General features: G+C 65.6%; 23 protein-coding genes. 9 read left to right on the top strand and 14 right to left on the bottom strand.

All coding sequences use genetic code 11. The annotated features are described in order from the left end of the window. The first annotated feature begins 1 nt into the window (after position 1). Together J2R78_RS36650 and J2R78_RS36655 are read left to right on the top strand one after the other, a co-directional pair. A complete protein-coding gene (locus tag J2R78_RS36650; RefSeq protein ID WP_253608639.1) occupies positions 2-775 on the top strand; it encodes a LamB/YcsF family protein in 774 nt (257 codons plus the stop codon). Between the two features lie 152 nt (positions 776-927). Beyond that, positions 928-1344 (top strand): hypothetical protein, encoded by a 417-nt coding sequence (locus J2R78_RS36655; RefSeq protein WP_253608640.1) that lies wholly within the window; start codon positions 928-930, stop codon positions 1342-1344. Between the two features lie 74 nt (positions 1345-1418). Here J2R78_RS36655 and J2R78_RS36660 read toward each other — a convergent pair whose 3' ends face one another. The 3 genes from J2R78_RS36660 to J2R78_RS36670 form a co-directional block, all read right to left on the bottom strand. After that, positions 1419-1571 carry a hypothetical protein gene (locus J2R78_RS36660; RefSeq protein WP_016844408.1) on the bottom strand — a complete coding sequence of 51 codons (153 nt, stop codon included), beginning with the start codon at positions 1569-1571 and terminating at the stop codon, positions 1419-1421. Between the two features lie 341 nt (positions 1572-1912). Next, positions 1913-3070 (bottom strand): CmpA/NrtA family ABC transporter substrate-binding protein, encoded by a 1158-nt coding sequence (locus J2R78_RS36665; RefSeq protein ID WP_253608641.1) that lies wholly within the window; start codon positions 3068-3070, stop codon positions 1913-1915. Then, positions 3067-3657 carry an ANTAR domain-containing response regulator gene (locus J2R78_RS36670; protein WP_028332037.1) on the bottom strand — a complete coding sequence of 197 codons (591 nt, stop codon included), beginning with the start codon at positions 3655-3657 and terminating at the stop codon, positions 3067-3069. The genes J2R78_RS36665 and J2R78_RS36670 overlap by 4 nt, the downstream gene beginning before the upstream one ends. A gap of 116 nt (positions 3658-3773) precedes the next feature. Between J2R78_RS36670 and rimO the strand changes: the two genes are divergently transcribed. Then, positions 3774-5099, top strand: a complete 1326-nt coding sequence (gene rimO, locus J2R78_RS36675; RefSeq protein ID WP_253608642.1) for a 30S ribosomal protein S12 methylthiotransferase RimO — start codon at positions 3774-3776, stop codon at positions 5097-5099. 236 nt (positions 5100-5335) lie between these two features. Next, entirely contained in the window at positions 5336-6532 is a 1197-nt protein-coding gene (locus J2R78_RS36680) for an acetylornithine transaminase (protein WP_253608643.1), read from the top strand. Between the two features lie 102 nt (positions 6533-6634). Here J2R78_RS36680 and J2R78_RS36685 read toward each other — a convergent pair whose 3' ends face one another. The 3 genes from J2R78_RS36685 to pcsA form a co-directional block, all read right to left on the bottom strand. Further along, positions 6635-7609 carry a quinone oxidoreductase gene (locus tag J2R78_RS36685; protein ID WP_092084833.1) on the bottom strand — a complete coding sequence of 325 codons (975 nt, stop codon included), beginning with the start codon at positions 7607-7609 and terminating at the stop codon, positions 6635-6637. 159 nt (positions 7610-7768) lie between these two features. Beyond that, entirely contained in the window at positions 7769-8494 is a 726-nt protein-coding gene (locus tag J2R78_RS36690) for a TerC family protein (protein WP_253608644.1), read from the bottom strand. Then, entirely contained in the window at positions 8491-9219 is a 729-nt protein-coding gene (pcsA, locus tag J2R78_RS36695) for a phosphatidylcholine synthase (RefSeq protein WP_057018701.1), read from the bottom strand. The genes J2R78_RS36690 and pcsA overlap by 4 nt, the downstream gene beginning before the upstream one ends. Before the next feature lie 132 nt (positions 9220-9351). Here pcsA and J2R78_RS36700 point away from each other — a divergent pair, with 132 nt between their 5' ends. Further along, positions 9352-10536, top strand: coding sequence for a UbiH/UbiF family hydroxylase (locus J2R78_RS36700; protein WP_253608645.1), 1185 nt, complete (start codon positions 9352-9354; stop codon positions 10534-10536). A gap of 70 nt (positions 10537-10606) precedes the next feature. Here the strand turns inward: J2R78_RS36700 and J2R78_RS36705 are convergent, their stop codons facing one another. Next, a complete protein-coding gene (locus tag J2R78_RS36705) occupies positions 10607-11560 on the bottom strand; it encodes an AEC family transporter (RefSeq protein ID WP_016845765.1) in 954 nt (317 codons plus the stop codon). Between the two features lie 121 nt (positions 11561-11681). Here J2R78_RS36705 and hspQ point away from each other — a divergent pair, with 121 nt between their 5' ends. After that, positions 11682-12014 carry a heat shock protein HspQ gene (gene hspQ / locus J2R78_RS36710; protein WP_021081543.1) on the top strand — a complete coding sequence of 111 codons (333 nt, stop codon included), beginning with the start codon at positions 11682-11684 and terminating at the stop codon, positions 12012-12014. 47 nt (positions 12015-12061) lie between these two features. Here the strand turns inward: hspQ and J2R78_RS36715 are convergent, their stop codons facing one another. Next, entirely contained in the window at positions 12062-13336 is a 1275-nt protein-coding gene (locus J2R78_RS36715) for an MFS transporter (RefSeq protein WP_253608646.1), read from the bottom strand. Between the two features lie 339 nt (positions 13337-13675). Further along, entirely contained in the window at positions 13676-14506 is an 831-nt protein-coding gene (locus J2R78_RS36720) for an invasion associated locus B family protein (RefSeq protein WP_253608647.1), read from the bottom strand. Positions 14507-14876: 370 nt separating this feature from the next. Between J2R78_RS36720 and J2R78_RS36725 the strand changes: the two genes are divergently transcribed. From J2R78_RS36725 to J2R78_RS36735, 3 genes are all read left to right on the top strand, one after another. Further along, on the top strand, positions 14877-16610 hold the full coding sequence (locus J2R78_RS36725) for an extracellular solute-binding protein (protein WP_253608648.1): 1734 nt from the start codon (positions 14877-14879) through the stop codon (positions 16608-16610). 28 nt (positions 16611-16638) lie between these two features. Beyond that, complete coding sequence (locus J2R78_RS36730; protein WP_253608649.1) at positions 16639-18192, top strand: class I adenylate-forming enzyme family protein; 1554 nt, start codon at positions 16639-16641, stop codon at positions 18190-18192. A 106-nt stretch (positions 18193-18298) separates the two neighbouring features. Next, the gene (locus J2R78_RS36735; protein ID WP_253608650.1) at positions 18299-19525 is read left to right on the top strand and encodes a GGDEF domain-containing protein; all 1227 of its coding nucleotides are present in this window, start codon (positions 18299-18301) and stop codon (positions 19523-19525) included. Between the two features lie 53 nt (positions 19526-19578). Here the strand turns inward: J2R78_RS36735 and J2R78_RS36740 are convergent, their stop codons facing one another. The 5 genes from J2R78_RS36740 to J2R78_RS36760 are packed head-to-tail and all read right to left on the bottom strand — an operon-like array spanning position 19579 to position 24026. Beyond that, a complete protein-coding gene (locus J2R78_RS36740; protein WP_197971312.1) occupies positions 19579-20514 on the bottom strand; it encodes an arginase family protein in 936 nt (311 codons plus the stop codon). Further along, entirely contained in the window at positions 20511-21767 is a 1257-nt protein-coding gene (locus J2R78_RS36745; protein WP_253608651.1) for a M20/M25/M40 family metallo-hydrolase, read from the bottom strand. The genes J2R78_RS36740 and J2R78_RS36745 overlap by 4 nt, the downstream gene beginning before the upstream one ends. Next, entirely contained in the window at positions 21754-22419 is a 666-nt protein-coding gene (locus tag J2R78_RS36750; protein ID WP_092084788.1) for an amino acid ABC transporter permease, read from the bottom strand. Before J2R78_RS36750 ends, J2R78_RS36745 begins: the two co-directional genes overlap by 14 nt. Positions 22420-22427: 8 nt before the next feature. Beyond that, positions 22428-23222 carry an ABC transporter substrate-binding protein gene (locus J2R78_RS36755; protein WP_253608652.1) on the bottom strand — a complete coding sequence of 265 codons (795 nt, stop codon included), beginning with the start codon at positions 23220-23222 and terminating at the stop codon, positions 22428-22430. A 27-nt stretch (positions 23223-23249) separates the two neighbouring features. After that, entirely contained in the window at positions 23250-24026 is a 777-nt protein-coding gene (locus J2R78_RS36760) for an amino acid ABC transporter ATP-binding protein (protein WP_253608653.1), read from the bottom strand. Positions 24027-24039 lie beyond the last annotated feature (13 nt).

The following is a 24039-nucleotide window of genomic DNA, read 5'->3' on the forward strand; positions in this document are numbered from 1 at the left end:
CATGACTTCAACTATCGACCTCAATTGCGATCTCGGCGAAAGCTTTGGCCCCTGGGAAATGGGCAATGATGTCGCGATGATCGAGCTTGCGACCTCGGTCAACGTCGCCTGCGGCTTTCATGCCGGCGACGCCGACATCATGCGCAAGACGGTCGAGCTGGCGAAGGCGCGCGGCGTCAGCGTCGGCGCCCATCCCGGCTATCGCGACCTGCACGGCTTTGGCCGCCGCCCGATGCCGGGACTGACGTCCTCGGAGATCGAGAACCTGATCGCCTATCAGATCGGCGCTTTGCAGGCGATCGCGACCGCGGCTGGCCACAAGGTCACCCATGTGAAGGCGCATGGCGCGATTTCCAACGTCGCTTGCGAGGACGACATGACGGCACGAGCGATCGCCAATGCGATCAAGGCAGTCGATCCCAATCTCATCTTCGTGGTGCTCGCCAACTCGAAGCTGGTGCGCGCAGGTGAAGCGGCGAATCTGCGGATGGCGCATGAGGTGTTCGCCGACCGCGCCTATGAGGACGACGGCAACCTGGTGTCGCGCAAGAAGCCCGGCGCGGTGCTGCACGATCCCAAGGCGATTGCGGATCGTGTGGTGCGGATGGTGCAGGACGGCGCGGTCGTCTCGGTCACCGGCAAGGTGATCAAGATGCAGACCGATACCGTCTGCATCCATGGCGACACGCGTGGTGCCGTCGAAATCGCGCGCGGCCTGCGCGAGGCGCTGAAGCAGGCGGGCATCACCGTTGCGCCGTTCAAGACCGCATACTAAGCCGCGATTGCATTGATCAAAAAAAGGGCCGGCCGCCGCGCCGGCCCTTTTAGATTCCGTTAAGAGTCTTCTTAAACCCAAACTTGCCGTTTGATTGTTAGGTGCAGCTTCCGAGCCTTTGATTGTCCTCTTAGGAAATTGGGTACGAAAGCATGTTCCGCACCAGCCTCTCTCTCACCATTGCCGCGGTTGCCACCGCCGCCTTCACCAGCGCGGCATCCGCCGGCTGCTACAGCTGCTATACGCCGCCGCCCCAGCCGTGCACGACCTGCTATCAGGTGCAGAGCGTGCCGCCGCAGTATCGCACTGTGCAGGAGACCGTCATGGTGGCGCCGGGCCGCGTCGTCGCGCATCGCACGCCGGCACAGTATCGTACCGTGATGGTGCCGAGGACGGTGATGGTCGCGCCCGAAGGCGTCGCCTATGAGCGCATCCCGCCGCAATACGCCACCCAAGAGCGCACCCAGATGGTCTCGCCGGGCTATTCCTACTACGCGCCGGTTCAGCCGACCTGCAACACCTGCGGTGGCGGCTACGGCTACGGATATGGTCGCGGCTACGGCTACTGAGCCGTCAGCATCCAGCCAACACAAAGCCGCCGCCTGATGACATCAGACGGCGGCTTTTGAATGTTCTGAAGGGCTCAGAACGGGTGGACGGACAGCGTGCCGAACACGATGGCCGCGATCACCGCAAAGGCACTGTACAGCGCCGCGGTGTGAATTCCGGTCCCGGACTTCCGTGAAATGTTTCGCGCGTAAAGGTGCAGGCGGGCTTCCGCCGATAGCTCGCGCATGGTCGATCTCCAACGCCCCATTCTCGGGCATATGGAATATCGTTCGCGTCCGGATTCAAGCGGGCGGTAAAAATAGCGATGCCGCCGCCTTCGGGAACACGGTTCCGAGAGGAATATTCCTTTTCGCGCGCTCGGCCGAGAATCCTATTCGCCGCAATTCGAGGCGTCGGGAACCCGCGCCAGTCCTGCAACAACCCAAAATCTCGAAAACAACCCCATGCAAAGTAGCCGGAGGTCGATAGCTGAGGCGCTACCGCGCCCGCGCCTGTTGCTCATCCCTGTCCCAGCAACACGACGCACCGGTCGTGCACGTGCCGCCGGAAGCGGCCGCTGCGGCGCGCTCAGGCCTTCCAGCGCCCGATCTTGAACGCCGCCAGATGGCCCGGAACGTCGCGCGGGTCGAACGGCGGGCCGGCGAACGCCCCGATGGCGCTGGAGGCGCCGGCCGGGCGACCCGATGCCGCGTCGTAGAGATCGGGCCTGAACACGGCCATGGCGGTCTTCAGCGCTTCCGGCCGGTATGGCGCCTGGCCCCAGCGAACCATCTGCGCATAGAGCCAGGCCGCCTGCCCCGGATCAGGCCGCGCCGCCGCCTCGCGCCCGACCAGCAAATAGCGATTGCTCTCGCGCATGGTGCCGTCGGGCGAGATCTTCAGGTGGCCATCGAGCGTGCGCTGGATGACGCTGGCATCGACTCCGATCCGCTCGGGCTGCGCCAGGATGCGCGCGACCTCGGACCGGTTCTCGGGCCGCTCGATGAACTCCACGGCGCGCAGATGCGCACGCACCAGCGCCGCCACGATGTCGGGATGCTTCTCCGACCAGCTCTGCCGCATTGCCAGCACCTTTTCCACCGCGCTGAGCAGGATGTCGGAGACGAAGTGCAGGATGTGGCCGATGCCGAGATCGACCGCGATCGAATTCCAGGGCGCGCCGACGCAGAACGCGTCGACATGGCCGTTGGCGAGGCTGTCGACCATGTAGGGCGGCGGCAGCACCACGAGCTGGACGTCCTCATCGGGATCGACGCCGCCGGCGGCCATCCAGAACCGCAACTGGTAATTGTGGGTCGAGAACGGAAAGGTCATGCCGAAGGTCAGCGGCTCCGCCCCGCTCTTGCGCCGCTTGGCCACCACGCGGGCGAGCGCCTGTGCGGTTGCCATCGGATCGAAGCGGTCGCCGTCGATCTCTCCCATCAGCGCGGCGTGCAGCGCTGGCGATACCGTGATGGCATTGCCGTTGAGCCCGAGGTTGAAGGGCGCCGCGATCGGCACCTTGACGTGACCGAGCCCGAGGCTCGAAGCGATCGCCACCGGCGCCAACAGATGAGCGGCGTCGAACAGGCCGATATTGAGCTTGTCGCGGACGTTCGACCACGACACTTCCCGCACCAGCGTGACGTCGAGGCCTTCGGCCGCCGCGAATCCCGTGTCGACGGCAACGATCAGCGCGGCAGCGTCGACCAGCGGAATGAACCCGATGCGCAATGGTGTGGTCATTTCAGGAGCTCCGACGCCGTCAGGATCGATTGCGCGATCTCTCCGATCTTCTTTTTCTCGCGCATCGCGGTCGAGCGCATCAGCACGTAGGCCTCCTCCTCGGTCAGCCCCTTCACCTTCATCAGAATGCCCTTGGCGCGGTCGATCACCTTGCGCTCCTCCAGCGCGTGCTTGGTGCGGTCGAGCTCGTCCTGCAGCTTGGCGAAGGCATTGAAGCGGGAGACGCACAGATCGAGGATCGGCTTCATCCGCTCCTTCTTGAGACCGTCGACGATGTAGGCGGAGACGCCCGCCTCGACCGAGGCCTGGATCGAGGCGGCGTCGCTCTGGTCGACGAACATCGCGATCGGCCGGCGGACCGCACGGCTGACCTGGAACATTTGTTCCAGCACGTCGCGGCTGGGGTTCTCGAGGTCGATGACGATGATCTCGGGGTCGAGCGCATAGATTCGCGAGAGCAGGCTCTGCATCTCGCTGATATGCACGACGTCCGTATACCCGGCCTCCCGCAGTCCCTCCTCCAGGATGGCCGCTCGGATCGGGCTCTCGTCGACTATGACGATCTTGGGAGACGATTCAGCGCTCATCGACAACTCTTAAGGCCCGGCAGATGCATCCATATCATGCCGGAAGCCCCGGGAAAGGGTTGTAATTCTCGGCAATTGGGACTAGCTCCTGCCCATTCATCAGGCAGATCAGAGATATGCAAGAGGCCGCCGCGCCGAAAGTGAGCTTTGTGTCCTTGGGCTGCCCCAAGGCGCTGGTCGATTCCGAGCGCATCATCACCCGGCTGCGCGCGGAAGGCTATGAGCTGGCGCGCAAGCATGACGGCGCCGACATCGTCATCGTCAACACCTGCGGCTTCCTCGACAGCGCCAAGCAGGAATCGCTCGCCGCAATCGGCGAGGCGATGGCCGAGAACGGCAAGGTCATCGTCACCGGCTGCATGGGCGCCGAGCCGGAGCAGATCGAGAGCGCCTATCCCGGCGTGCTCTCGATCACGGGGCCGCAGCAATATGAGAGCGTGCTGGATGCCGTGCACCGCGCGCTGCCGCCGGCTCACAACCCGCATATCGACCTGGTACCGCCGCAGGGCGTCAAGCTGACGCCGCGGCACTACGCGTATCTGAAGATTTCCGAAGGCTGCAACAACCGCTGCAGCTTCTGCATCATCCCGAAGCTGCGCGGCGATCTGGTGTCGCGGCCGGCCAATGACGTGCTGCGCGAGGCCGAGAAGCTGGTGAAGGCCGGCGTCAAGGAATTGCTCGTCATCTCGCAGGACACCTCGGCCTATGGCGTCGACCTGAAATACGCCGAGAGCCCGTGGCAGGACCGCGGTGTCCGCGCAAAATTCTTCGATCTCGCCAAGGAGCTCGGTGAGTTCGGCGCCTGGGTGCGGCTGCAATATGTCTACCCCTACCCGCATGTCGACGAGGTCATCGGCCTGATGACCGAGGGCAAGGTGCTGCCCTATCTCGACATCCCGTTCCAGCATGCGAGCCCCGACGTGCTGCGCGCGATGAAGCGCCCGGCTGCGCAGGAGAAGACGCTGGCTCGCATCCAGAAATGGCGTGAAGCGTGCCCCGAGCTGACGCTGCGCTCGACCTTCATCGTCGGTTTCCCCGGCGAGACCGATTCCGATTTCGCCTATCTGCTCGACTGGCTCGATGAAGCGGAAATCGATCGCCTCGGCTGCTTCAAATACGAGCCGGTTGCCGGTGCCGCGTCGAACGCGATTGCCAATGCCGTGCCCGACGAGATCAAGCAGGAGCGTTGGAATGCGCTGATGGCGCGGCAGCAGAAGATTTCTGCCCGGCGCCTGAAGCGCAAGGTCGGCACCCGCCAGCAGGTCATCATCGATGAGGTTGGCCCCACGGTGGCCAAGGGCCGGTCAAAGGCCGATGCGCCCGAGATCGACGGCGCCGTCTACCTCACCAGCCGCCGCCCGCTGAAGGTCGGCGAGATCGTCACCGCCAAGATCGAGCGCTCCGACCAATACGACCTCCACGGCAGCGTCGCCGGATTCTGACGCTTGACATGTTCCGGCGTTCGGCTGTATGGCCCTCCGCCATGAAGCTGAACCGGACCCACCGCCGCGCCATCAACCGTCGTCGCACCCGCGACGATGCTGGGCTGCGCCGTGTCCGACGCCATCGCTGATTGATAAATCAGTCAAGGTTTTCGAGAAGGCCGCGCCCGCAAAGCGCGGCCTTCTTGCTTTTCGGCCTGCCCTTAATCCCCACACCGACCCCAGAGGAGATCGACATGACCAACGCCACCCATCCGTTCGATGCGCTGATGGACATCACCGCTCGCCCCGAGGTCGTGTTCGTGCGCGGCGCCGGCTCGTATTTGTGGGACAGCAACCGCAACCGCTATCTCGACTTCGTGCAGGGCTGGGCCGTGAATCCCCTCGGCCACTCGCCGATCATCGTGGCCGACGCGCTGGCCGCGCAGGCGAGACGGCTGCTGACGCCAAGCCCGGCGTTCTACAACGAGCAAAGCCTGAAACTGGCAAAGTTGCTGGTCGACAACAGCTGCTTCGACCAGGTGTTCTTTGCGAACTCAGGCGCGGAGGCCAATGAAGGCGCGATCAAGCTCGCGCGGAAATTCGGCGCCAAGTACAAGAATGGTGCCCACGAGATCATCACCTTCGAAGGCGGCTTCCACGGCCGCACGCTCGCGACCATGTCGGCCTCGGGCAAGAAAGCGTTCGAGCCGCTGTTCGAGCCGAAGGTCCAGGGCTTCCGCAAGGCCAGGCTGAACGACATCGAGTCGGTGCGAAAGCTGATCTCGTCGTCGACGGTCGCGGTCATGCTGGAGCCGATCCAGGGCGAGGCCGGCGTCTGGTCCGCGACGGATGAGTTTTTGCAGGAGTTGCGGGCGCTGACCCAGCAGCGCGGCCTGCTGCTCATTGTCGACGAGATCCAGACCGGCATCGGCCGGACCGGAAAGCTGTTCGGCTATCAGCACGCCGGGATCGAGCCCGACATCATGACGCTCGGCAAGGGCATCGGCGGCGGCGTGCCGCTCGCGGCCCTGCTCGCGACCGAGCATGCCTCGTGCTTCGATCACGGCGATCAGGGCGGCACCTTCAACGGCAATCCACTGATGTGCGCCGCGGGGCTTGTCGTGCTCGATCAGATCGCAAAGCCCGATTTCCTGAAATCGGTTGTCGATGCCGGCCTTTTGCTCGAGCGCGAATTGCAGCGGCTGTCGTCGCGGCACGGTCTCGGCGAGATCAGGGGGCGCGGCCTCCTGCTGGCGCTCGACCTGAAGATGCCGATCGGTGCCGCCGTGGTTGCCGAGGCGTTCGCGGCCGGCGTGCTGATCAACTCGCCGCAGCCGGACACGCTGCGCTTCATGCCGGCGCTGAACGTGACGCGGGAGGAGATTTCCCTTGTCATCGACTGCCTGGATACGGTGCTGACCAAGGTCGGCGCTGCGCGGCGGGTGGCGTAGGATCCTCCCCGCTCGTCATTGCGAGGAGCGAAGCGACGAAGCAATCCATCTTCCCGGGCGGAGAGGTGGATTGCTTCGCTTCGCTCGCAATGACGGCTGAAATTACGGCCGCAAGATCGCCGCGCCCGTCGTCGCCCGGCTCTCCAGATCGATATGTGCCTTGGCCACATCCTTCAGCGCATAGGCGTGGTTGATCGGCACGTGCAGCTTGCCGTTGATCACGGCGGCGAACAGCGTGTCGGCGCCTTCGAGCAATTCCTTGCGGGTGCCGACATAGTCGTTGAGCTTGGGCCGCGTCGCGAACAGCGAACCGTGGTTGTTGAGCTCGGCGAGCGGGAACGGCGGCACCGGACCCGATGCGTTGCCGAAGGAGACGAACAGACCGCGCGGCCTGAGGCAGGACAGCGATCCCGGGAACGTGGTCTTGCCGACGCCGTCGTAGACGACGTCACAGAGCTCGCCGCGGCTGATCTGCTTGACGCGTTCGACGAAGTTCTCCTCGTTGTAGAGGATGACGTGATCGCAGCCATTGGCGAGCGCGAGATCGGCCTTCGCCTTCGAGCCGACGGTACCGATGACATGCGCGCCGAGCGCCCGCGCCCATTGGCAGGCGAGCAGCCCGATGCCGCCCGCCGCGGCGTGGATCAGCACACGATGGCCGTGCTCGACCTTGAAGGTCTTGTGCAGGAGATACCAGACCGTGAGGCCCTTCAGCATCAGCACGGCGCCCTGCTCGTAGGTGATATGGTCGGGCAGCTTGACGAGCTTGTCGGCCGGGATGACGCGCTCGGACGCGTAGCCGCCGAGATTGTAGTAGTAGGCGACGCGATCGCCGGGGTGGAAATTGGTCACGCCCGGACCCACGGCCAACACCTCGCCGGCAGCCTCATTGCCGGCAATGAACGGCAGGCCGGGCGCCTTGTAGAGGCCGGTGCGGAAATAGACGTCGATGAAGTTCAGACCGACCGCATGCTGGCGGATCCGGACCTCGCCCGTCCCCGGCGCACCCACCTCGACGTCCTCATAGGTCAGGACTTCCGGGCCCCCCACCTGGTGCACGCGCACAGCCTTGGTCATGTCGTCGCTCCCCTCAGATATCAGCGTCAAGCGAGCGAATGCCATCGCGGCCGGCTTGTCAACCAAGCGGGCCGGAACCGGCTACGGCACGATCCGGAAAAGTGCGAACCGGCTTTCCCTCGCGACAAACGCGCAGCGTTTGCGCGGAGATCATGCCCATCAGCGCGCCGGCTTCCTGCGGTTGCGCTTGGCCATGACGTTGAACGCCTCGACCGCGGCCGAGAAGGCAATCGCGAAATAGATGTAGCCGCGCGGGATGTGGAATTTGAAGCCATCGGCCACCAGCGCCACGCCGATCAGCACCAGGAAGGCCAGCGCCAGCATCTTGGTGGTCGGATGCTCGGCGACAAACCGCGCCACCGGTCCCGACGAGATGTACATGATGACGCAGGCGATCACGACCGCCGCGATCATGATCTCGATGTCCTGCGCCATGCCGATCGCGGTGATGATCGAATCCAGCGAGAACACCAGGTCGATGATGATGATCTGCACGATCACCCAGAAGAACGCGCTGGCGCTCGGCCTGCCGTCGGCTTCCGCCTCGCGCGCCTCGACCTCGCCGTGGATCTCATGGGTCGCTTTCGCGATCAGGAACAGGCCGCCGCCGATCAGGATGATGTCGCGCCACGACAGCGCGACGTCGCTGACGGTGATCACCGGTTGGGTCAGCCCGATCAGCCAGACCAGGATCAAGAGCAGCACAATGCGGAACACCAGGGCCAGCAGCAGGCCGATCTGCCGCGCGCGCTTGGCCTGCGCCGGCGGAATCCGCGACACGATCACCGACAGGAAGATCACGTTGTCGATGCCGAGCACGATCTCGAGCGCTGTCAGGGTCAACAGCGCCGCCCAGGCTTCCGGGCTGGTGATCAATTGCATCATGCTCTGAAGGCTTTCATCCGGCGGATCACGGTATCGCTGCCGATGATGTAGACGGCGATGGCGCAGAGACCGAAGGTGATCGGGGCTCCGACCACGAAATCGTTGGCGAGCGTGTACATGCCGAGCAGCGCCCATGCGCCGAGCAGCCACAGCGTCAGCCAGCGCAGCCGCACCACACGCAGCGGATGCAGCACGTGGAACGGCGCGAAGGTCAGCACGATCAGGAGCGCGACCACGATCGTCGACAGCACCGGCGGCAGATGCAGCAGGAACAGGTAGAACGCCGCCGCATTCCACAGCGCCGGGAAGCCGCGGAAATGGTTGTCATCGGCCTTCATGCGGCGGTCGGCGAAATACAGCGCGCTGGAGACCACGATGCCGATGCCGAGGATCGGCGCCGCCAGCGGCAGCAGCATGCCGCTCGCGGTGATCGCATAGGCCGGCACGAACACATAGGTGACGAAATCAACCACCAGGTCGAGCACCTCGCCCGACCAGTTCGGCTGCAGCCGCACCACGTCGAGCCGGCGCGCCAGCGGGCCGTCGATCCCGTCGATGATGAGCGCGACCCCGAGCCAGGCGAACATGTTGGCCCAGTGCTCGCGCACCGCCTCCAGCATCGCCAGCAGCGCGACCCCGGCGCCGAGCGCCGTGAAAATATGAACGGTGAATGCGGCGGTCCGCATCCGTTCTGGCAACGCATCGGGCTGGCTCGAATGCTCCATCGGCCGAGTGCTATCAGGAATCGGACCGGTTTGCATATGCGGTCTTGCGGCGTTCCGCCCCGCAAAGCGTTGGAAACTCTTGGTGGTTACCGATGGCTTGAAAATCGGGCCAAGCATGTCAAATGTCCTGATATGACCGACAGCTCGCTGGATTATGACGTTATCGTAATAGGCGGCGGTCCGGCCGGATTAACGGCTGCGATTGCCCTTGACGACGCAGGTGCGCGGACTGCGCTGCTGGCGCGCCGCGCGCCCTATGCCGACAACCGGACCACCGCGCTGCTCGGTGCCTCGACCGATATCCTGGATCGGCTCGACGTCTGGCGGCGCTGCAGCGACCGAGCGGCGGCGCTCAAGACCATGCGCCTCGTCGACGACACCGGCCGCCTGATCCGTGCGCCCGAGGTGCGCTTTTCGTCCGATGAGATCGGCCGCGAGCAATTCGGCTTCAACATCGACAACCGCTCGCTGGTCGCGGCGCTCGAGGACCGCGCCGGTGAAATGTCCGCGCTGACGCGGTTCGACGATGAAGCCGCCTCGGTGCGGCCGGACGATGCAGCGGTCACCGTGGTGACGCGGCAGGGCCAGTCGCTTCAGGCCCGGCTCGTGGTCGGTGCCGACGGGCGCAATTCATTGTCCCGCGAGGCCGCCGGCATCGAGGTGACAAGCCGCGAGCTCGGGCAGTCCGCCCTCACCTTCAACGTCACCCACACCCGGCCGCACCACAACATCTCGACCGAGTTCCACACCGAGCACGGCCCCTGCGTGTTCGTGCCGCTCAGCGGCGTCAGAAGCAGCGTGGTCTGGGTCTCGGCGCCCAAGGAGGCCGAACGGCTGATGGCACTCGGGGACGACGAATTGTCCGTCGCCGCCGAGCGACAATCGCATTCGATCCTCGGCGGCGTCGAGGTCCAGGGCGGCCGTCACGTGTTTCCGCTCGCGATCGAGCGGCCGCGGCAATTCGCCAAGGACCGGATCGCGCTGGTCGGGGAATCCGCCCATGTGCTGCCGCCGATCGGCGCGCAGGGCCTCAATATGGGACTGCGCGATGCCGCCGATATCGCCGAGATCACGGCTCACGCGATCGGTCGTGGCGAAGATCCCGGCGCGCCCAATGTGCTGTCGCGCTACCAGGCGGCGCGGCGCCCCGATGTCGCCAGCCGGACCTGGGCGATCGACATCGCCAACCGATCGCTGCTGAGCGATTTCCTCGGCATGCAGACGGCGCGCGCTGCCGGCCTGCATCTGCTCGGCGCATTCGGCCCGTTGCGGCGCCTCGCGATGCGCGAAGGCCTCGCGCCATCGTGGCGGCGGTGAGCAAAGCGTTTTCGAGCGAAGTGGGTACCGGTTCGCGTTAAGAAATCGCGTCAAATAAGAAGCGCGCCGATCAGGGAAACACCAGCCGTCCGCTCTGGATGAACCACATCACGCTGGTCAGCGTGACCACCGAGGCGAAGGTGCCGATCAGCACCGCGACCGACGCCGGCTCGATCCAGGTGTCGTTCTGCCGCGCGATCACGAACACGTTGAGCGCCGGCGGCAGCGAAGCCATCAGCACCGCTGTCGCGGCCCAAGGCTGCGCGAACGGGCCGAACAGCAGCATCAGGCCGAACGCCAGCAGCGGATGGATCAAGAGCTTGATCGCGACCACGCCCGGGACCTCCCACGGCACCCGCTCGAACGGCCGCAGGGCCACCGTGATGCCGAGCACGAACAGCGCCGTCGGCGCGGCGGCGTTTTCCAGGAACTGGATGGTGCGATCGAGCGCGACCGGGATCGGGATGTGAAACGCGGCGACCAGCGCCCCGAACACCGCCGACATGATCAGCGGGTTCTGCACGATCTGCCGCAGCACCACGCCGAGTGCGTGCAGCAGCGAGGGATGGTCGCGGTCGGTGAGCTCGATCAGCAGCGGCACGATCGAGAACAGGAAGATGCTGTCGCAGCAGAAGATCAGCGCGGTCGGCGCCGCCGCCTTGGCACCGAGCACGGCGAGCGCGAGGCCAGGCCCCATATAGCCGATATTGCCATAGGCGCCCGACAGGCCGGCCAGCGTCGCCTCGCGCAGCGTGAGCCCGCCGATCACCTTGCCCGCGACCATCGCCAGGAAGAATGCGAGCACGGTTCCGAGCGTGGTGGCGATCAGGAATGGCGGGTTGTTCAGCTCCGCAAACGGCGTCTTGGACATGATCCCGAACAGCAGCGCCGGCAACGAAACGTAAAGCAGGAAGAAATTCATCCAGGCGAGCCCGCTCTCGGGCAAACCCTTGGCCTTGCCGCACGCGTAACCGATGAAGATCAAGCCGAAATACGGCAACGCCAGATTGAGGATATCGATCATTCTGAAAGTAGTTTCTCGGCCGGATTTCGGGTCGTTTTTGCAGGGCTGGAATCGGTAAAGCGCGGGTTAATTCGGACCTTAGCCCCTAGCATCGGCCACAATGTTGGTCTATCGACGAGCCATGATCAAAGCGCGCACCGCCAAGTTTCAGATCGGGCAGATCGTCCGTCACCGGGTGTTCTCCTTCCGGGGCGTGATCTTTGATATCGACCCGGAGTTCAACAACACCGAGGAATGGTGGCTGTCGATCCCCGAGGACATGCGGCCCCACAAGGACCAGCCGTTCTACCATTTGCTCGCGGAAAACTCGGAGACCGAGTACGTCGCCTATGTCTCGGAGCAGAACCTCTTGCCCGACGAGTCCGGCGAGCCGATCCGGCATTCGCAGGTGGCGGAGATCTTCATCAAGGACAAATCGGGCGGCTACCGTCCGCGCAATCCGTCGCTGAACTGAGGTCCGGCGGCGCTCCGGCGAATGCCACGGCGTTCGCGCTGCCACGCTCACACCCCCTCGCGCCTGGCCAAGACAACCGCGATTGCCCAGACGGCAAAGCCCGCCAGCGCCAGCCCCGCGCCGACGAGGCCGGTCGACGTCCAGCCATAGCCGGCTGCAACCGCCATTCCGCCGAGCCACGGACCCAGCGCATTGGCGACGTTGAAGGCGGAGTGGTTGAGCGCGGCGGCGAGGCTCTGCGCCTCGCCCGCGACGTCCATCAGGCGGGTCTGCAACACGGTGGCGAGCGCTCCGCCCAGCCCGATCAGGAACACGTCGGCGGTCAGCGTCCAGAAATTTCCGGCCGCCAGCGGATAGAGCGCGAGCGTCGCCGCCGACCACAGCAGGAGCCCGCCTGCGGTTGCCATCAGCGCGCGGTCGGCGAAGCGCGGCACGATGATGTTGCCGGCGGTGAGGCCGGCGCCGAACACGCACAGCGTGACCGGCACCAGCGCCGGCGAGGTCTGGGTCACCGCCAGCATGGTCGAGGCCAGATAGGTGTAGACCGAGAACAGCCCGCCGAAACCGATGGCGCCGATCGCCAGCGTCAGCCAGACATGCTTGCGCCCGAGCGCCGACAGTTCGCGCAGCGGGCTCGCATTGCTGCTCGCGGCATCACGCGGGGCGAAGATCAGCACCAGGATCGCGGTCAAGAGCGCGAGGCCGGCGACGATCGCGAAGGCCCAGCGCCAGCCGATCGCCTGCCCGACCCCGTTGGCGAGCGGAACGCCGACCGTCGTCGCGATGGTGAGCCCCAGCAGCACGCGGCCGACAGCCGCCGTGCGCCTGTCCGTCGGGACCAGCGAAGCCGCGACCAGCATGGCGATGCCGAAATAGGCGCCGTGCGGCAACCCCGCCAGGAAGCGCAGCGCCAGCATGGTGTGATAATCGGGCGCCAGCCCCGAAAGGCCGTTCATCAGCGCGAAGAAGCCCATCAGCGCGATCAGCAGCGTCCGCCGCGTCATGCGCGCCGACAGCACCGCGATCACCGGCGCACCGACGACGACGCCCAGCGCGTAGGCGCTGATCGCGTGGCCGGCCTGGGGCTCGCTGATGTGCATGTCGTGGGCGAAGAACGGCAACAGGCTCATGGTCGCGAATTCGGCGATGCCGATCGCGAAGCCGCCCATCGCCAGCGCGAGATGGACGATGCCGGGATGAAACGTTCCGGGGACGTTGTCCTGGCTGACGCGAACGCCAGCATCGACCGACGCACCGCCGGTCGGCTGCTCCCGAGGCCGGGAGCGCGGTTCCCGCCGTTGCGTGCCGGCTTGCTGGGACATTGCGCGACTTCCATGACTGCGAGCGGCGGCCAGGATTCGCGGAAGAACCACGCGCGCATTCGCGCATCGAAGGCGCTGTTCGCGCTTTCGTCTGGCCTCCCGTATCGGATTTATGATTGTGCTTCGACGCCGGACTGGTCCGGACCAGGCACCAACGATGCGCGCTCATCGCGCGACGCAATCGAAGCACCCTGCGACGACCATCGCACACGATCTGCGCAATCACCAGCGCAGCAGGCTGCCAGCAGCCAGTCTGTTTCGCATGACAAAAAAGGCGCCCTTCCGGGCGCCTTTTGATCGCGATGATCTCGCGTTTTCTTGAACGCGTGATTGAGGTGTTTACTTGGCCGCCGGGTTGGCCGGCGCCGGAGCCTGCGCAGAGCCACCGCCCGCGCCTTCCAGCTTCTTGCGCTGCTCTTCGGCGCGCTTCTGCAACTCTTCCTGCAGCTTCTTCGAGTTTTCCTCGAACACCTTCGGATCGGTCGGCGGGCCGTCATAGGCCTTGGCGAATTCGGTGTTGAGCGGCAGCGGCAGCGTCAGCGGCGCGCCGTTGGAATTGATCGCCTGGACCACGAGGTTCTGGCCCTTCTTCATGTTGGCGATCAGCTCGGGCGTTGCTTCATAGTCGGACATGCAGCCGTTCTGGAAGCAGATCACATAGGGCGCCTGCTGCGGCGGGTTGCCGTCGACGATGATGCGGGTGCCGTGCACGAGCTGCATGCCGAGCGGCAGCGTGACGCGCAGGATCTTCTTCGGCTCGCCTTCCGGCTCGATGATCACGGCGGCGATCACCGGCTGGCCGGACTCGATGCGGCCGTCCTTGCCGGTGAAGCAGACCTGCTTGGCGTTGGCTTCCTGGCCCTTCAGGCAGAACTTGGTCCAGGGGGCGTAGATCAGCTGGATCTGCTGATCCTGCGCCGGCGGCTGGGCGGCCGCAGCGGGCGGCTGGCCGGCGGCCGGTGCTTGGGCGGGCGCCTGGGCTGCCGGAGCCTTCGGAGCTGCCTTGGGTGCCGCCTTGGGCGCAGCCTTCGGTGCCGCAGGCGCCGGCGCTGCCGGCTGCTGGGCCCGAGCGGCAGAAACCAGGAGCGCTGCAGAGAATGCCGTCGCCGCCATCAGGGCAACAATTCGCCCATGCGGCCGGACCGGGGCGGCCAAGATACGGAAATTCATTGCGGAAAACCCTTTCTGAACGGAAGCCCGAAACCGCTGCAGGCGCCGACACATAGCCGTTTGGGCGGCTGTCTCCTAGTCAATTGAGGCGGATACGTGACAGGCGTTCCCGCCTTCGAATTGCACGCCTTCAATACAGCGGCGCGCGGAAAGATCAATGCCGACAAGCGGATTTGCGACCATCTCGCGGCGAGTTTCAGCGGCCTGTGATAAACCTCCGGACGTGACGTTTCGCGAATCAAATCCGGCGCCTCACGCACGTGTTCCCGGGCACACTTGGCGCGCCGCATGGGCCGCCATTTGGCTGGTCCTGGGGTACACGACGAGCGGGCTGGTCCCTGCGGCGGCCGCCGAGAGCCACGCGATCGCGATGCATGGCGCCCCCGCGCTGCCACCCGACTTTACCCACTTGCCCTATGCCAATCCCGACGCTCCCAAGGGCGGCCGCCTGGTCCAGGGCGTGATCGGCACCTTCGACAGCCTTAATCCCCTGATCATCAGGGGCGTCCCCGTGCAGCAGGTCAGGGGGTACGGCTACGAGCGCGGTTATGTCTACGAAAGCCTGATGGCGCGGGGCAATAACGAGCCGTTCACCCTGTACGGCCTGCTCGCGCGCAGCGTCGAGACCGACGACGCCAGAAGCTACGTGACGTTCCACATCGATCCCCGCGCCCGCTTCTCGGATGGCCAGCCGGTGCTGGCCGACGACGTGCTGTTCTCGCTGGCGCTGCTGCGCGACCACGGCCGTCCGATGCACCGCCAGTATTATTCGAAAGTCGCAAAGGCCGAGGCACTCGACCCGCTCACGGTCCGGTTCGATTTCGGCGGCGTGGCGGATCGCGAATTGCCGCTGATCCTCGGCCTGATGCCGATCCTGCCGCGGCACGCCATCGATCCCGAGAAGTTCGAGGAAACGACGTTGGCCCCGCCGATCGGGTCCGGCCCCTACCGCGTGACGGCGGTCAAGCCCGGCGCCAGCGTCACCTTCACGCGCGATCCCAATTATTGGGGCCGCGACCTGCCCATCAACCGCGGCCTCTGGAACTTCGACGAGATCAGGCTCGATTACTACCGCGAGGCCAACGGCATGTTCGAGGCCTTCAAGCGCGGCCTGTATGATTTCCGGACCGAGACCGAGCCGTTGCGCTGGCACGACGGCTATGACTTCCCGGCGGCGCGCAACGGCGAGGTGATCCGCGACACCATCAAGATCGGCACGCCGCGGCCGTCCGAATTCCTGGTTTTCAACAGCCGGCGGCCGAAATTCGCCGACCTGCGGGTGCGTCAGGCACTGGCGATGCTGTTCGATTTCGAATGGGTCAACCGCAACTATTATTTCGGACTGTTTTCGCGGGCCGGCGGTTTCTTCGCCGGATCGGATCTGTCCGCCTATGGCCGCCCCGCCGACGATCGCGAGCGCGAGCTGCTCAAGCCATATCTGTCGCACATCCAGCCCGATATCCTCGACGGCCGCTATCGACTGCCGGTCACCGACGGGTCGGGGCGCGACCGCGGCCTCCTGCGCAGTGCGCTCGCGCTGCTCGCTGAGGCGGGCTACGCGCTCGACGGCACAGTCTTGAAGCAGCGCTCGACAGGGACGCCGCTGCGCATCGAGATCCTGGTGACGACGCGCGAGCATGAGCGGATCGCCCTCGCCTATCAGCGTGACCTGAAGCGGGCCGGCATCGAAGCCGCGGTGCGGGTGGTCGACGCGGTGCAGTTCGAGCAGCGCCGGGTCGGCTATGACTTCGACATGATCCCCATCCGCTGGGACCAGTCGCTGTCGCCGGGCAACGAGCAGTGGTTCTACTGGAGCAGCCAGGCCGCCGATGTGCCGGGCACAAGGAATTACATGGGCGCCAAGGATCCCGCCATCGACGCCATGATTGCGGCGCTGCTCGCGGCACGCGAGCGGCCGGCTTTCGTCTCGGCGGTGCGGGCGCTGGACCGGGCCCTGATGTCGGGCTTCTACGCTATCCCCCTATTTAACTTGGGAGAGCAATGGATCGCGCGCTGGAATCGGATAGAACGGCCTTCGACCACGGCGTTGACGGGCTACCTGCCGGAGACCTGGTGGCAGAAGCCCGGCACGCAATCCAGATGATTTGCCGAGTGATACGACCCGACGCGGCATGACCTGGTCCGAGCGAAGCGATGCAACCGACGTTGAACCCGTGAACCAGTCGATCACCTCGCCAACGCTCGATACCCTGTTCAAGCGCACTTTGTCGCGGCAACCCGAGGCGCTGGCGCTGGTCGACCCGCTCAACAAGCAGCGCATCACCGGACAGACCCGCAAGCGCCTGACCTATGCCCAGGCCGACCGCGCGATCTCGGCGATCGCCGCCCACTTCGTGCAGAGCGGATTGCCGGCCAACACGGTGATCGCCGTGCAGCTGCCCGGCACGGTCGAATTCGCTCTGACCGTCCTTGCCGCGCATCGGGTCGGCCTCGTGGTGGTGCCGCTGCCGCTGCTGTGGCGGCAGGCCGAGCTGACGTCTGTGCTCAACCGCACCGCGGCGCGAGCGATCGTCAGCTGCGGCCGGATCGACGGCGTCTCCTATGCCGACATCGCCATGAACGCCGCGGCGGAAGCGTTCTCGATCCGCCATGTCTGCGGCTTCGGGAGCGATCTGCCCGAAGGCATGGCCTCGCTCGACCAGGCGATCCTGGAGGACTCCCGGGCCTCGCGCCCGATGATCCAGGACGGCCGCAAGCCGGCGCTGATCTCCTTCGACGTCACCAGCGAAGGTCTTCGTCCGGTGCCGCGCGCGCATTTCGGCCTGATCGCCGGCGGGCTCGCGATGTCGCTGGAGAGCGATCTGCCGCCAGGCGCCACCATCATGTCGGCGTTCGCGCCGATGTCGTTCGCCGGCATCTGCGCGTCGCTGGTGACCTGGCTCCTGTCGGGCGGAACGCTGGTGTTGCACCACCCCTTCGACGAGGACGCGTTCGAGACCCAGTTCAACGATCACACCTGCAATACGCTGATCGCGCCGGCGCAGCTCGCGCTGCGGCTCGACGAGCGCGGCCTGTCGGAGCGCCTGCCCAGCCTGCGCACCGTGATCGGCCTCTGGCGTACGCCCGAGCAAGTTGCCTCCAGCGCGCACTGGAGCTCGCGGCGGGTGACCATGACCGACGTCTATCTGTTCGGCGAGGCCGGGCTGTTCGGCGCCCGCCGCACCGCCGAGGACGGATCGCCGGCCGTGATCAAGCCGGGGCCGCACAGTGCGCCGCGCGAAGCGCCCGGCGCATCGGTCGCCGGCGAGATCCTGCTGACGCCGAAGGGCACGCTCGGCCTGCGCGGCCCGATGGTGCCGGTCGCCGCCTATGCGCCGCCGCCTCCGCCCGGCGACAGCCTGATCGCGCCGCCGCCGCGCGATTTCGTCGACACCGAATATGCCGCGCGGGTCGATCGCGCGACCGGGGCCGTCAACATCACCGCGCCGCCGTCGGGGGTGATGACGGTCGGCGGCTACCGCTTCCTCGCCCAGGAGCTGCAGGAGTGGTCGCGCCGCCTCGGCCAGGGCGCGCTGCTCACCGCATTGCCGGACCGTCTCAGCGGCCACCGGCTGGCCGGACGGGCACAGGACAATGCGCGCGCCCGCGACGCCCTCACAGAACTTGGTCTTAACCCCTTGATGGTCGAGGCATTTCGCGACCGTGGCGGCGCCGGGTTGAGTTAAAATCTTATCATTGTGTTAGTCTTATCATTGTGTTGACGCCGCATTAAGCCATGCGAACTAGCATCGCAGCCGTTGCTGATCTTAAGCATTGGTTTCGAGCGTTCGAATGTCCCAACAAGGTCCGGTCCTCATCGTATCGGCGTCGACAAAGCCGTCGTTTGCCGCGGCCCTCGATGAGACGAAACTGTTCCCGGTCGTGGTCACCGACTGGAACGAGGTCGGACGGGCCATCGAGCAGGTCAAGCCGGCCGCGATCATCGCGGCCGCCGAGGGGGTCGACTTCGTCACCCTGTCGGGCCTCGCCAAGCGCGCCGCCGCCCGTGCGCCGTATCTGCCGCTGATCGCGGTCGATCCCGCGACCACCCTGCCCGACACCGTGATCGCATTCTTCCAGAGCAAGGGTCTGCCGGATCGGCTGGTCGCCCGGCTCAACGCGTCCTTACGCGTTCGCGCGCTGCATTCTACCGTGATGCGCCGCCTGGTGCCGCCGGCACCGATCGCCCTGTCTGACATCGATCCGATCGGAGAGGCCACCGCGCTGTTGATCGGTCGCGGCGGCGCCTACCCGACGCTGTCGGTCGCGCTCGGCGAACGCGCCGGCGTGGTCGGCGCGCTCAGCATCGAGGCCGCCGCCAAGCATCTCAGTAGCCGCGACATCGACGGCATCGTGCTGGCGGAAGGCTTCACGCCGCGAGTGATGGATGCGTTCCTGACCGTGCTGACCGAGGACGTCCGCTTCCGCCCGTTGCCCGTGATCGTCGCCTCGGGCGAGCTTACGCCGCGATACGAGCTGCCCAATCTCGAGATCGTCACGGCCGGGCCGACCCGCATCGCCGACATGGCGCTGCCGATGATCCGCCAGCACGCCTTCGAGGCGCGGCTCGGCCGCATGCTGAAGGCGATCGACGCCAAGGGCCTGATCGATGCCCGCACCGGCCTGCTCACCAAGGCCGCGTTCGAGCGCGACTTCGCGACCGCGGTCTACCAGACCGCCGAGCGCGGCGGCGCGCTCTCGGTGGCACGCTTCACCTTCGACAACACGCAGCCGCGCGCGCAGTTCGACGGCGCACGGATCATCAGCCGGCTGATGCGCCGGGCCGATTTCGGCGCGGTGCATGACGACCGCTCGCTGGTCGTGGCATTCGCCGGCACCGACCTGCGCAACGCACAAGCGATCACGCGGCGTCTGGCGAGTGTGATGCGCCACACCCAGAACGGCCGCCGCGATGCCCGCTCCGAGCCCGCCGTCAGCGTCGCAACGCTGATGCCGGGCGATTCCGCACTGTCGCTGCTCGGCCGCCTGTTCGGAACGCCGGAGCGCGCTGCGTCGTAAGGCCCGCGGATTTTTAGGGCACAGTCAGGGTGACCTATCAAGCCGCCGCGATTTCAGTCCGGCAACAGCCCCATGCCCGCGGCAAGCAGCACGAGAGCCTCCATGATCATATGGGCGCAGAGCTGGGCGGCCATCCCCTGAACGTCCTGTGGCGGGCTGACCGTGTTGAAATCCATCGCGACGATATTCAAGCCTGAAAGGCTGCGCAGCAATTCGATCCCCTCGCGGGCTGACAGGCCTCCCCAGGCGGGCGTGCAGACGCCGGGCGCAACCGATGGATCGAACACATCCATGTCCCAGCACAGATAGACCGGCCGCGCGCCGACGACCTGGCTGAATTCCGCGACGGTCTGCGCGAAACCGCGCCGCATCAGCTCCTCGATCGTGACGACGCGAAATCCGAGCGACCGCGTATGTTCGAGCACACCCGGGCAATAGGTGAATCCGCGCACGCCGATGTGCCAGGATCGGCCGGCGTTCACCACGCCCTCCTGCGCCGCGTTGGTGAACTGCGTGGCCGCATTGTACCGATCGTCCGGCGTATACGGATATGCATCGGTATGGCTGTCGATATGCAATGCGACGAGATCCTTGTGATACCGGGCGGCGGCGCGCATCAGCGGAAGCGAAACCGAACCGTCGCCGCCGATCCCGACCGGCACCGCGCCAAGCTCGAGAATCTGGCCAGCGGCAGCCTCGATCTTGACAAAGGCGTCTTCGATGCGTCCCGGCACCAAGGCAACATCGCCGGCATCGACCGCCCCCAGCAATGACAGCACATCGACGTCGGCGAGCGACGGATGATAGCGGCGAATGAGCCGCGACTCCCGCCGGACCTCCAGGGGACCTTGCCGGGCGCCGACGCGGAACGGATGCGTGCCGCAATCGAACGGCACGCCGAGCACGGCAGCGCGGCTGCCCGGCCGCGGTAACCCCGCCGGCAATCCCATAAATGTTTCCGGACCCACGAAACCCGCCACGTCGCTCATTCTCTGTTCTCTCTTGTCAGCATGTCGAAGGCGGTCAGCGCGTGCACGCGCGACACCGTCGCCAGTTCGGCGATGTCAGCGTACTCGTCCGGCGCGCCCATGTTGTGAGGTGTCGGTCCATAGACGACCGTCGGGATTCCGGCCATGCGAAACCAGCGCGCATCGGAGCCGCCGACGCGCATGTTGATCGCCGGCGCCCTGCCGATGATGTCCGTCGCCGCAGTTGCGCAGCGCGTGACGATCTCGTCACCGGGGTCGGTGTGATTGGGTTCGAAGCAGCGCAACACGCGCCATGTGATGCCGGGCAGATCGAGCACCTCTCGCAACAGCGCGAGAACAGCTTCCGACGTGACGCCGACCGGCAGACGCAGGTCGATGGCCGCTCGCGCATGGCTCGGCACCAGGTTCGGTGACGAACCGCTACTCACCGTTCCGATGTTGACCGTGACGTTCGACAGGACGTCGGCTTCGCCGGCGCCGCACAACGGTTCGGAGACGGGCCTTGCGCGGCGGATGGCATCGGTGACATTGACCGGCATCGCAACTGCCAGGCTGCGCAGCTCACTCACTCTGTCCAGCGCTTCGCGCAAGCGATCGATCGCATTGATGCCGAGATGGACATGCGCGCCGTGCGCCGCGCTGCCCTCCGCCTCGATCTCGATCCAGAGGAATCCCTTCTCGCCGAAGCGCAGCACCATCGGCGAACCGGCGTCGCCAATGATCACGGCGTCGCCGCTGGCATGGGAGACCTGGTCGAGCAGGTATTTGGTCCCGTACGGACCCATGCTTTCTTCGTCGCCGGCGAGCGTCAGCACCACCTCTCCCGCCCATGCCTCGCGCTGCTCGGCCAGCGCGACCATCGCGGCCATCGATGCCGCAATGCCGCCCTTCATGTCGGCCGCGCCGCGGCCGTAAAGGCGGCCGCCCACGACCTCTCCGTCGGGATTGACCGACCAGCTCATCCGCTCGCCCAACGGATAGGTGTCGAGATGGCCGTTGAACACGATGCGGCGGCCGGGGGCATGGCCCTTGATCCGCGCGACGACGTTGACGATCTCGGCTGTCCCCGGATGCAGCTCAACGGCAACGCCCGGCACATGCGCCCTGAGCAGATCGGCCGCCAGCGCCGCCACGGCGCGCGTGTCGCCGTCCGGATTTGGCGACGGCACTCCGATCAGCCGCATCGCCAGCTCGACGACCTGGCCGGTCCGATCGCTCGAAACCGCGCGGCGAACTCGATCAACGTCGTGCAAGGCGCGCTTCCCATATGCGGATTGAGTGGGTGAGCGGCCAGCAGATCGCGAAATACACCACCGCGATGAAGGTGAATATTTCCAGCGGCCTGAACGTTGACGACGACAACTCCATGCCGCGCCGCGTGACCTCGCCGACCGACACCACGGACGCAAGCGAGGAATATTTGATGAGCTGGACGAAATTGGCGGCCAGCGGCGGCAGCACGCTGCGAATCGCCTGCGGGCCAACGATCCGCACAAAGCTCTGCGCGGGCGTCAGGCCGAGCACCTGTGCCGCCTCGCGGTGCCCGACCGGAACGGTCTGGATGCCCGCCCTGAAGACCTCGGAGATGAACACCGCCGAATAGAGCGAGAGACCGAGGATCGATGCGGCCAGCGCATCGATCCTCACATTGAAGACGATCGGCAGCACGTAATAGACCCATAGCAGCTGCACGAGGATCGGCGTATTGCGGACGATTTCGCCGACCGAAAGCGCGATGATGCGCGCGATGCGGAAGCGGGACATCTGCATGATCGCGATGACGAGCCCCAACAGGGTCGCCACCACGAGCGTGACAATTGAAATGAAAAGGGTCATTTCCATGCCGGAGGCAAGAAAGCCCAGATTGTTCGGGATGACGTCCCAGCGAAAGCTGTAGCTTTGCATCTGAGGTCTCAGGGCGCGACGATCGGTCCGAGCTTGTTCTTCTCGGCGGCGGCCTTGAGCCGGCCGTCGAGCTTGATGGTGCGAACGAACAGGTTCACGTAGTTCAGCCAGATCTGGTCACCCTGGTTCATGACGTAAGCGTAAGGCGTCACGGACAGGTTTTCCGGCGGCGCCACCGTCGTAGTCCAGTCGAACTGGGCATTCATTTTGATCGAGGCCGGATAATCGGTCATGACGACGTCGACGCGTTGCGCCATCAGCTCAGCCTGGGTCGTGGCGGGAGGTGCGACCGCGACGGTCTTGGCGTTCTTGAAGTAGGACCGCATGAAGTTCTCGACATAGCTGCCGAGCGAGACGCCGGCGTTGACGCCCGGCTTGTCGATATCCGCCCAGGATGTGATCGGGCCGCCCTTGCGCACGACGGCATAGACGCCGCTCGTCAGATACGGGTCCGAGAACGCGACGGCCTGCGCACGCTTCATCGTCGCCCCGACGCCGAACATGCCGAGATCGCATTTGTTGGCCTGCAGGTCGGCGATGAAACTGCCAAAGCTGGTCTCAACATAGTCCAGCTTCACGCCCATGTCCCTTGCGAGCTCCTTGGAGAGATCGATGTCGATCCCCTCGAGCTGTCCGCTATCTGGGTTGCGGAACGAAATCGAATAGTACATCGGCCAGATGCAGACCCTGAGTACCCCGCTCTTGGTGATCTCGTAGAGGCGCGACTGCGTCTGCTGGGCAGCCGCCGGCGTCATCGAGAGAAAGAGCGCGCAAACGAAGGCAAGTCGGCGCAGATTCGGCATGAGCTTCAATCTCCTGTCGTGCATTGATCACTCGTCAAACTGATTGAGAAAGCGCTTGGCGCGCTCGGTTGTCGGCCGTTCGAAAAAGGCGGCCGGCGTGCCGTGCTCAACGATCATCCCCTCGTCCATGAACACGACATGGCTCGCCACGCGGCGGGCGAAGCCCATCTCGTGCGTCACCACGAGCATCGTCATGCCTTCGAGCGCGAGCGTGCGCATGACCTGCAGCACCTCGCGGCGAAGTTCGGGGTCGAGCGCCGACGTCGGCTCGTCGAACAGGAGTATCTTCGGCTGCATGGCAAGCGCCCGGGCGATCGCGACGCGTTGTTGCTGGCCTCCGGACAGCCTGGCCGGATAGGCATCGCGCTTCGCCTCCATGCCGACCTTCTGAAGCAGCCGTTCGGCCGTGACGACCGCCTCATCCCGGCTGACCCCGCGCACCCGCATCGGGGCCTCGATGATATTTCCCAGCACCGTCATGTGCGGCCACAGATTGAACTGCTGGAACACCATTCCGATTTCCGGCCGCACCTTGCGGGCAGCGAGCCGCACACCCGACGATGGCCGGGCCTGCGAGACCGTCGCCCCCTCCATCACGACGCGCCCGTCGGAAGGAGCCTCCAGCAGCGCCATGCATCGCAGAAGGGTCGTCTTGCCGGAGCCGCTTGGACCGATGATGCAGGTCGACTGCCCGGTGCCCAGCGCAAGATCCACGCCGTTCAGAACGGTGTGGGCGCCGAAGCGTTTGACCACCGCTTCGGCGGCCAGGACCGACGCGGCGCACGATGCGTGGCTTGTGTTCATCCCCGCAGACCCT

Source organism: Bradyrhizobium sp. USDA 4538, from assembly GCF_024171045.1.
Taxonomy (GTDB): Bacteria; Pseudomonadota; Alphaproteobacteria; order Rhizobiales; family Xanthobacteraceae; genus Bradyrhizobium; species Bradyrhizobium australafricanum.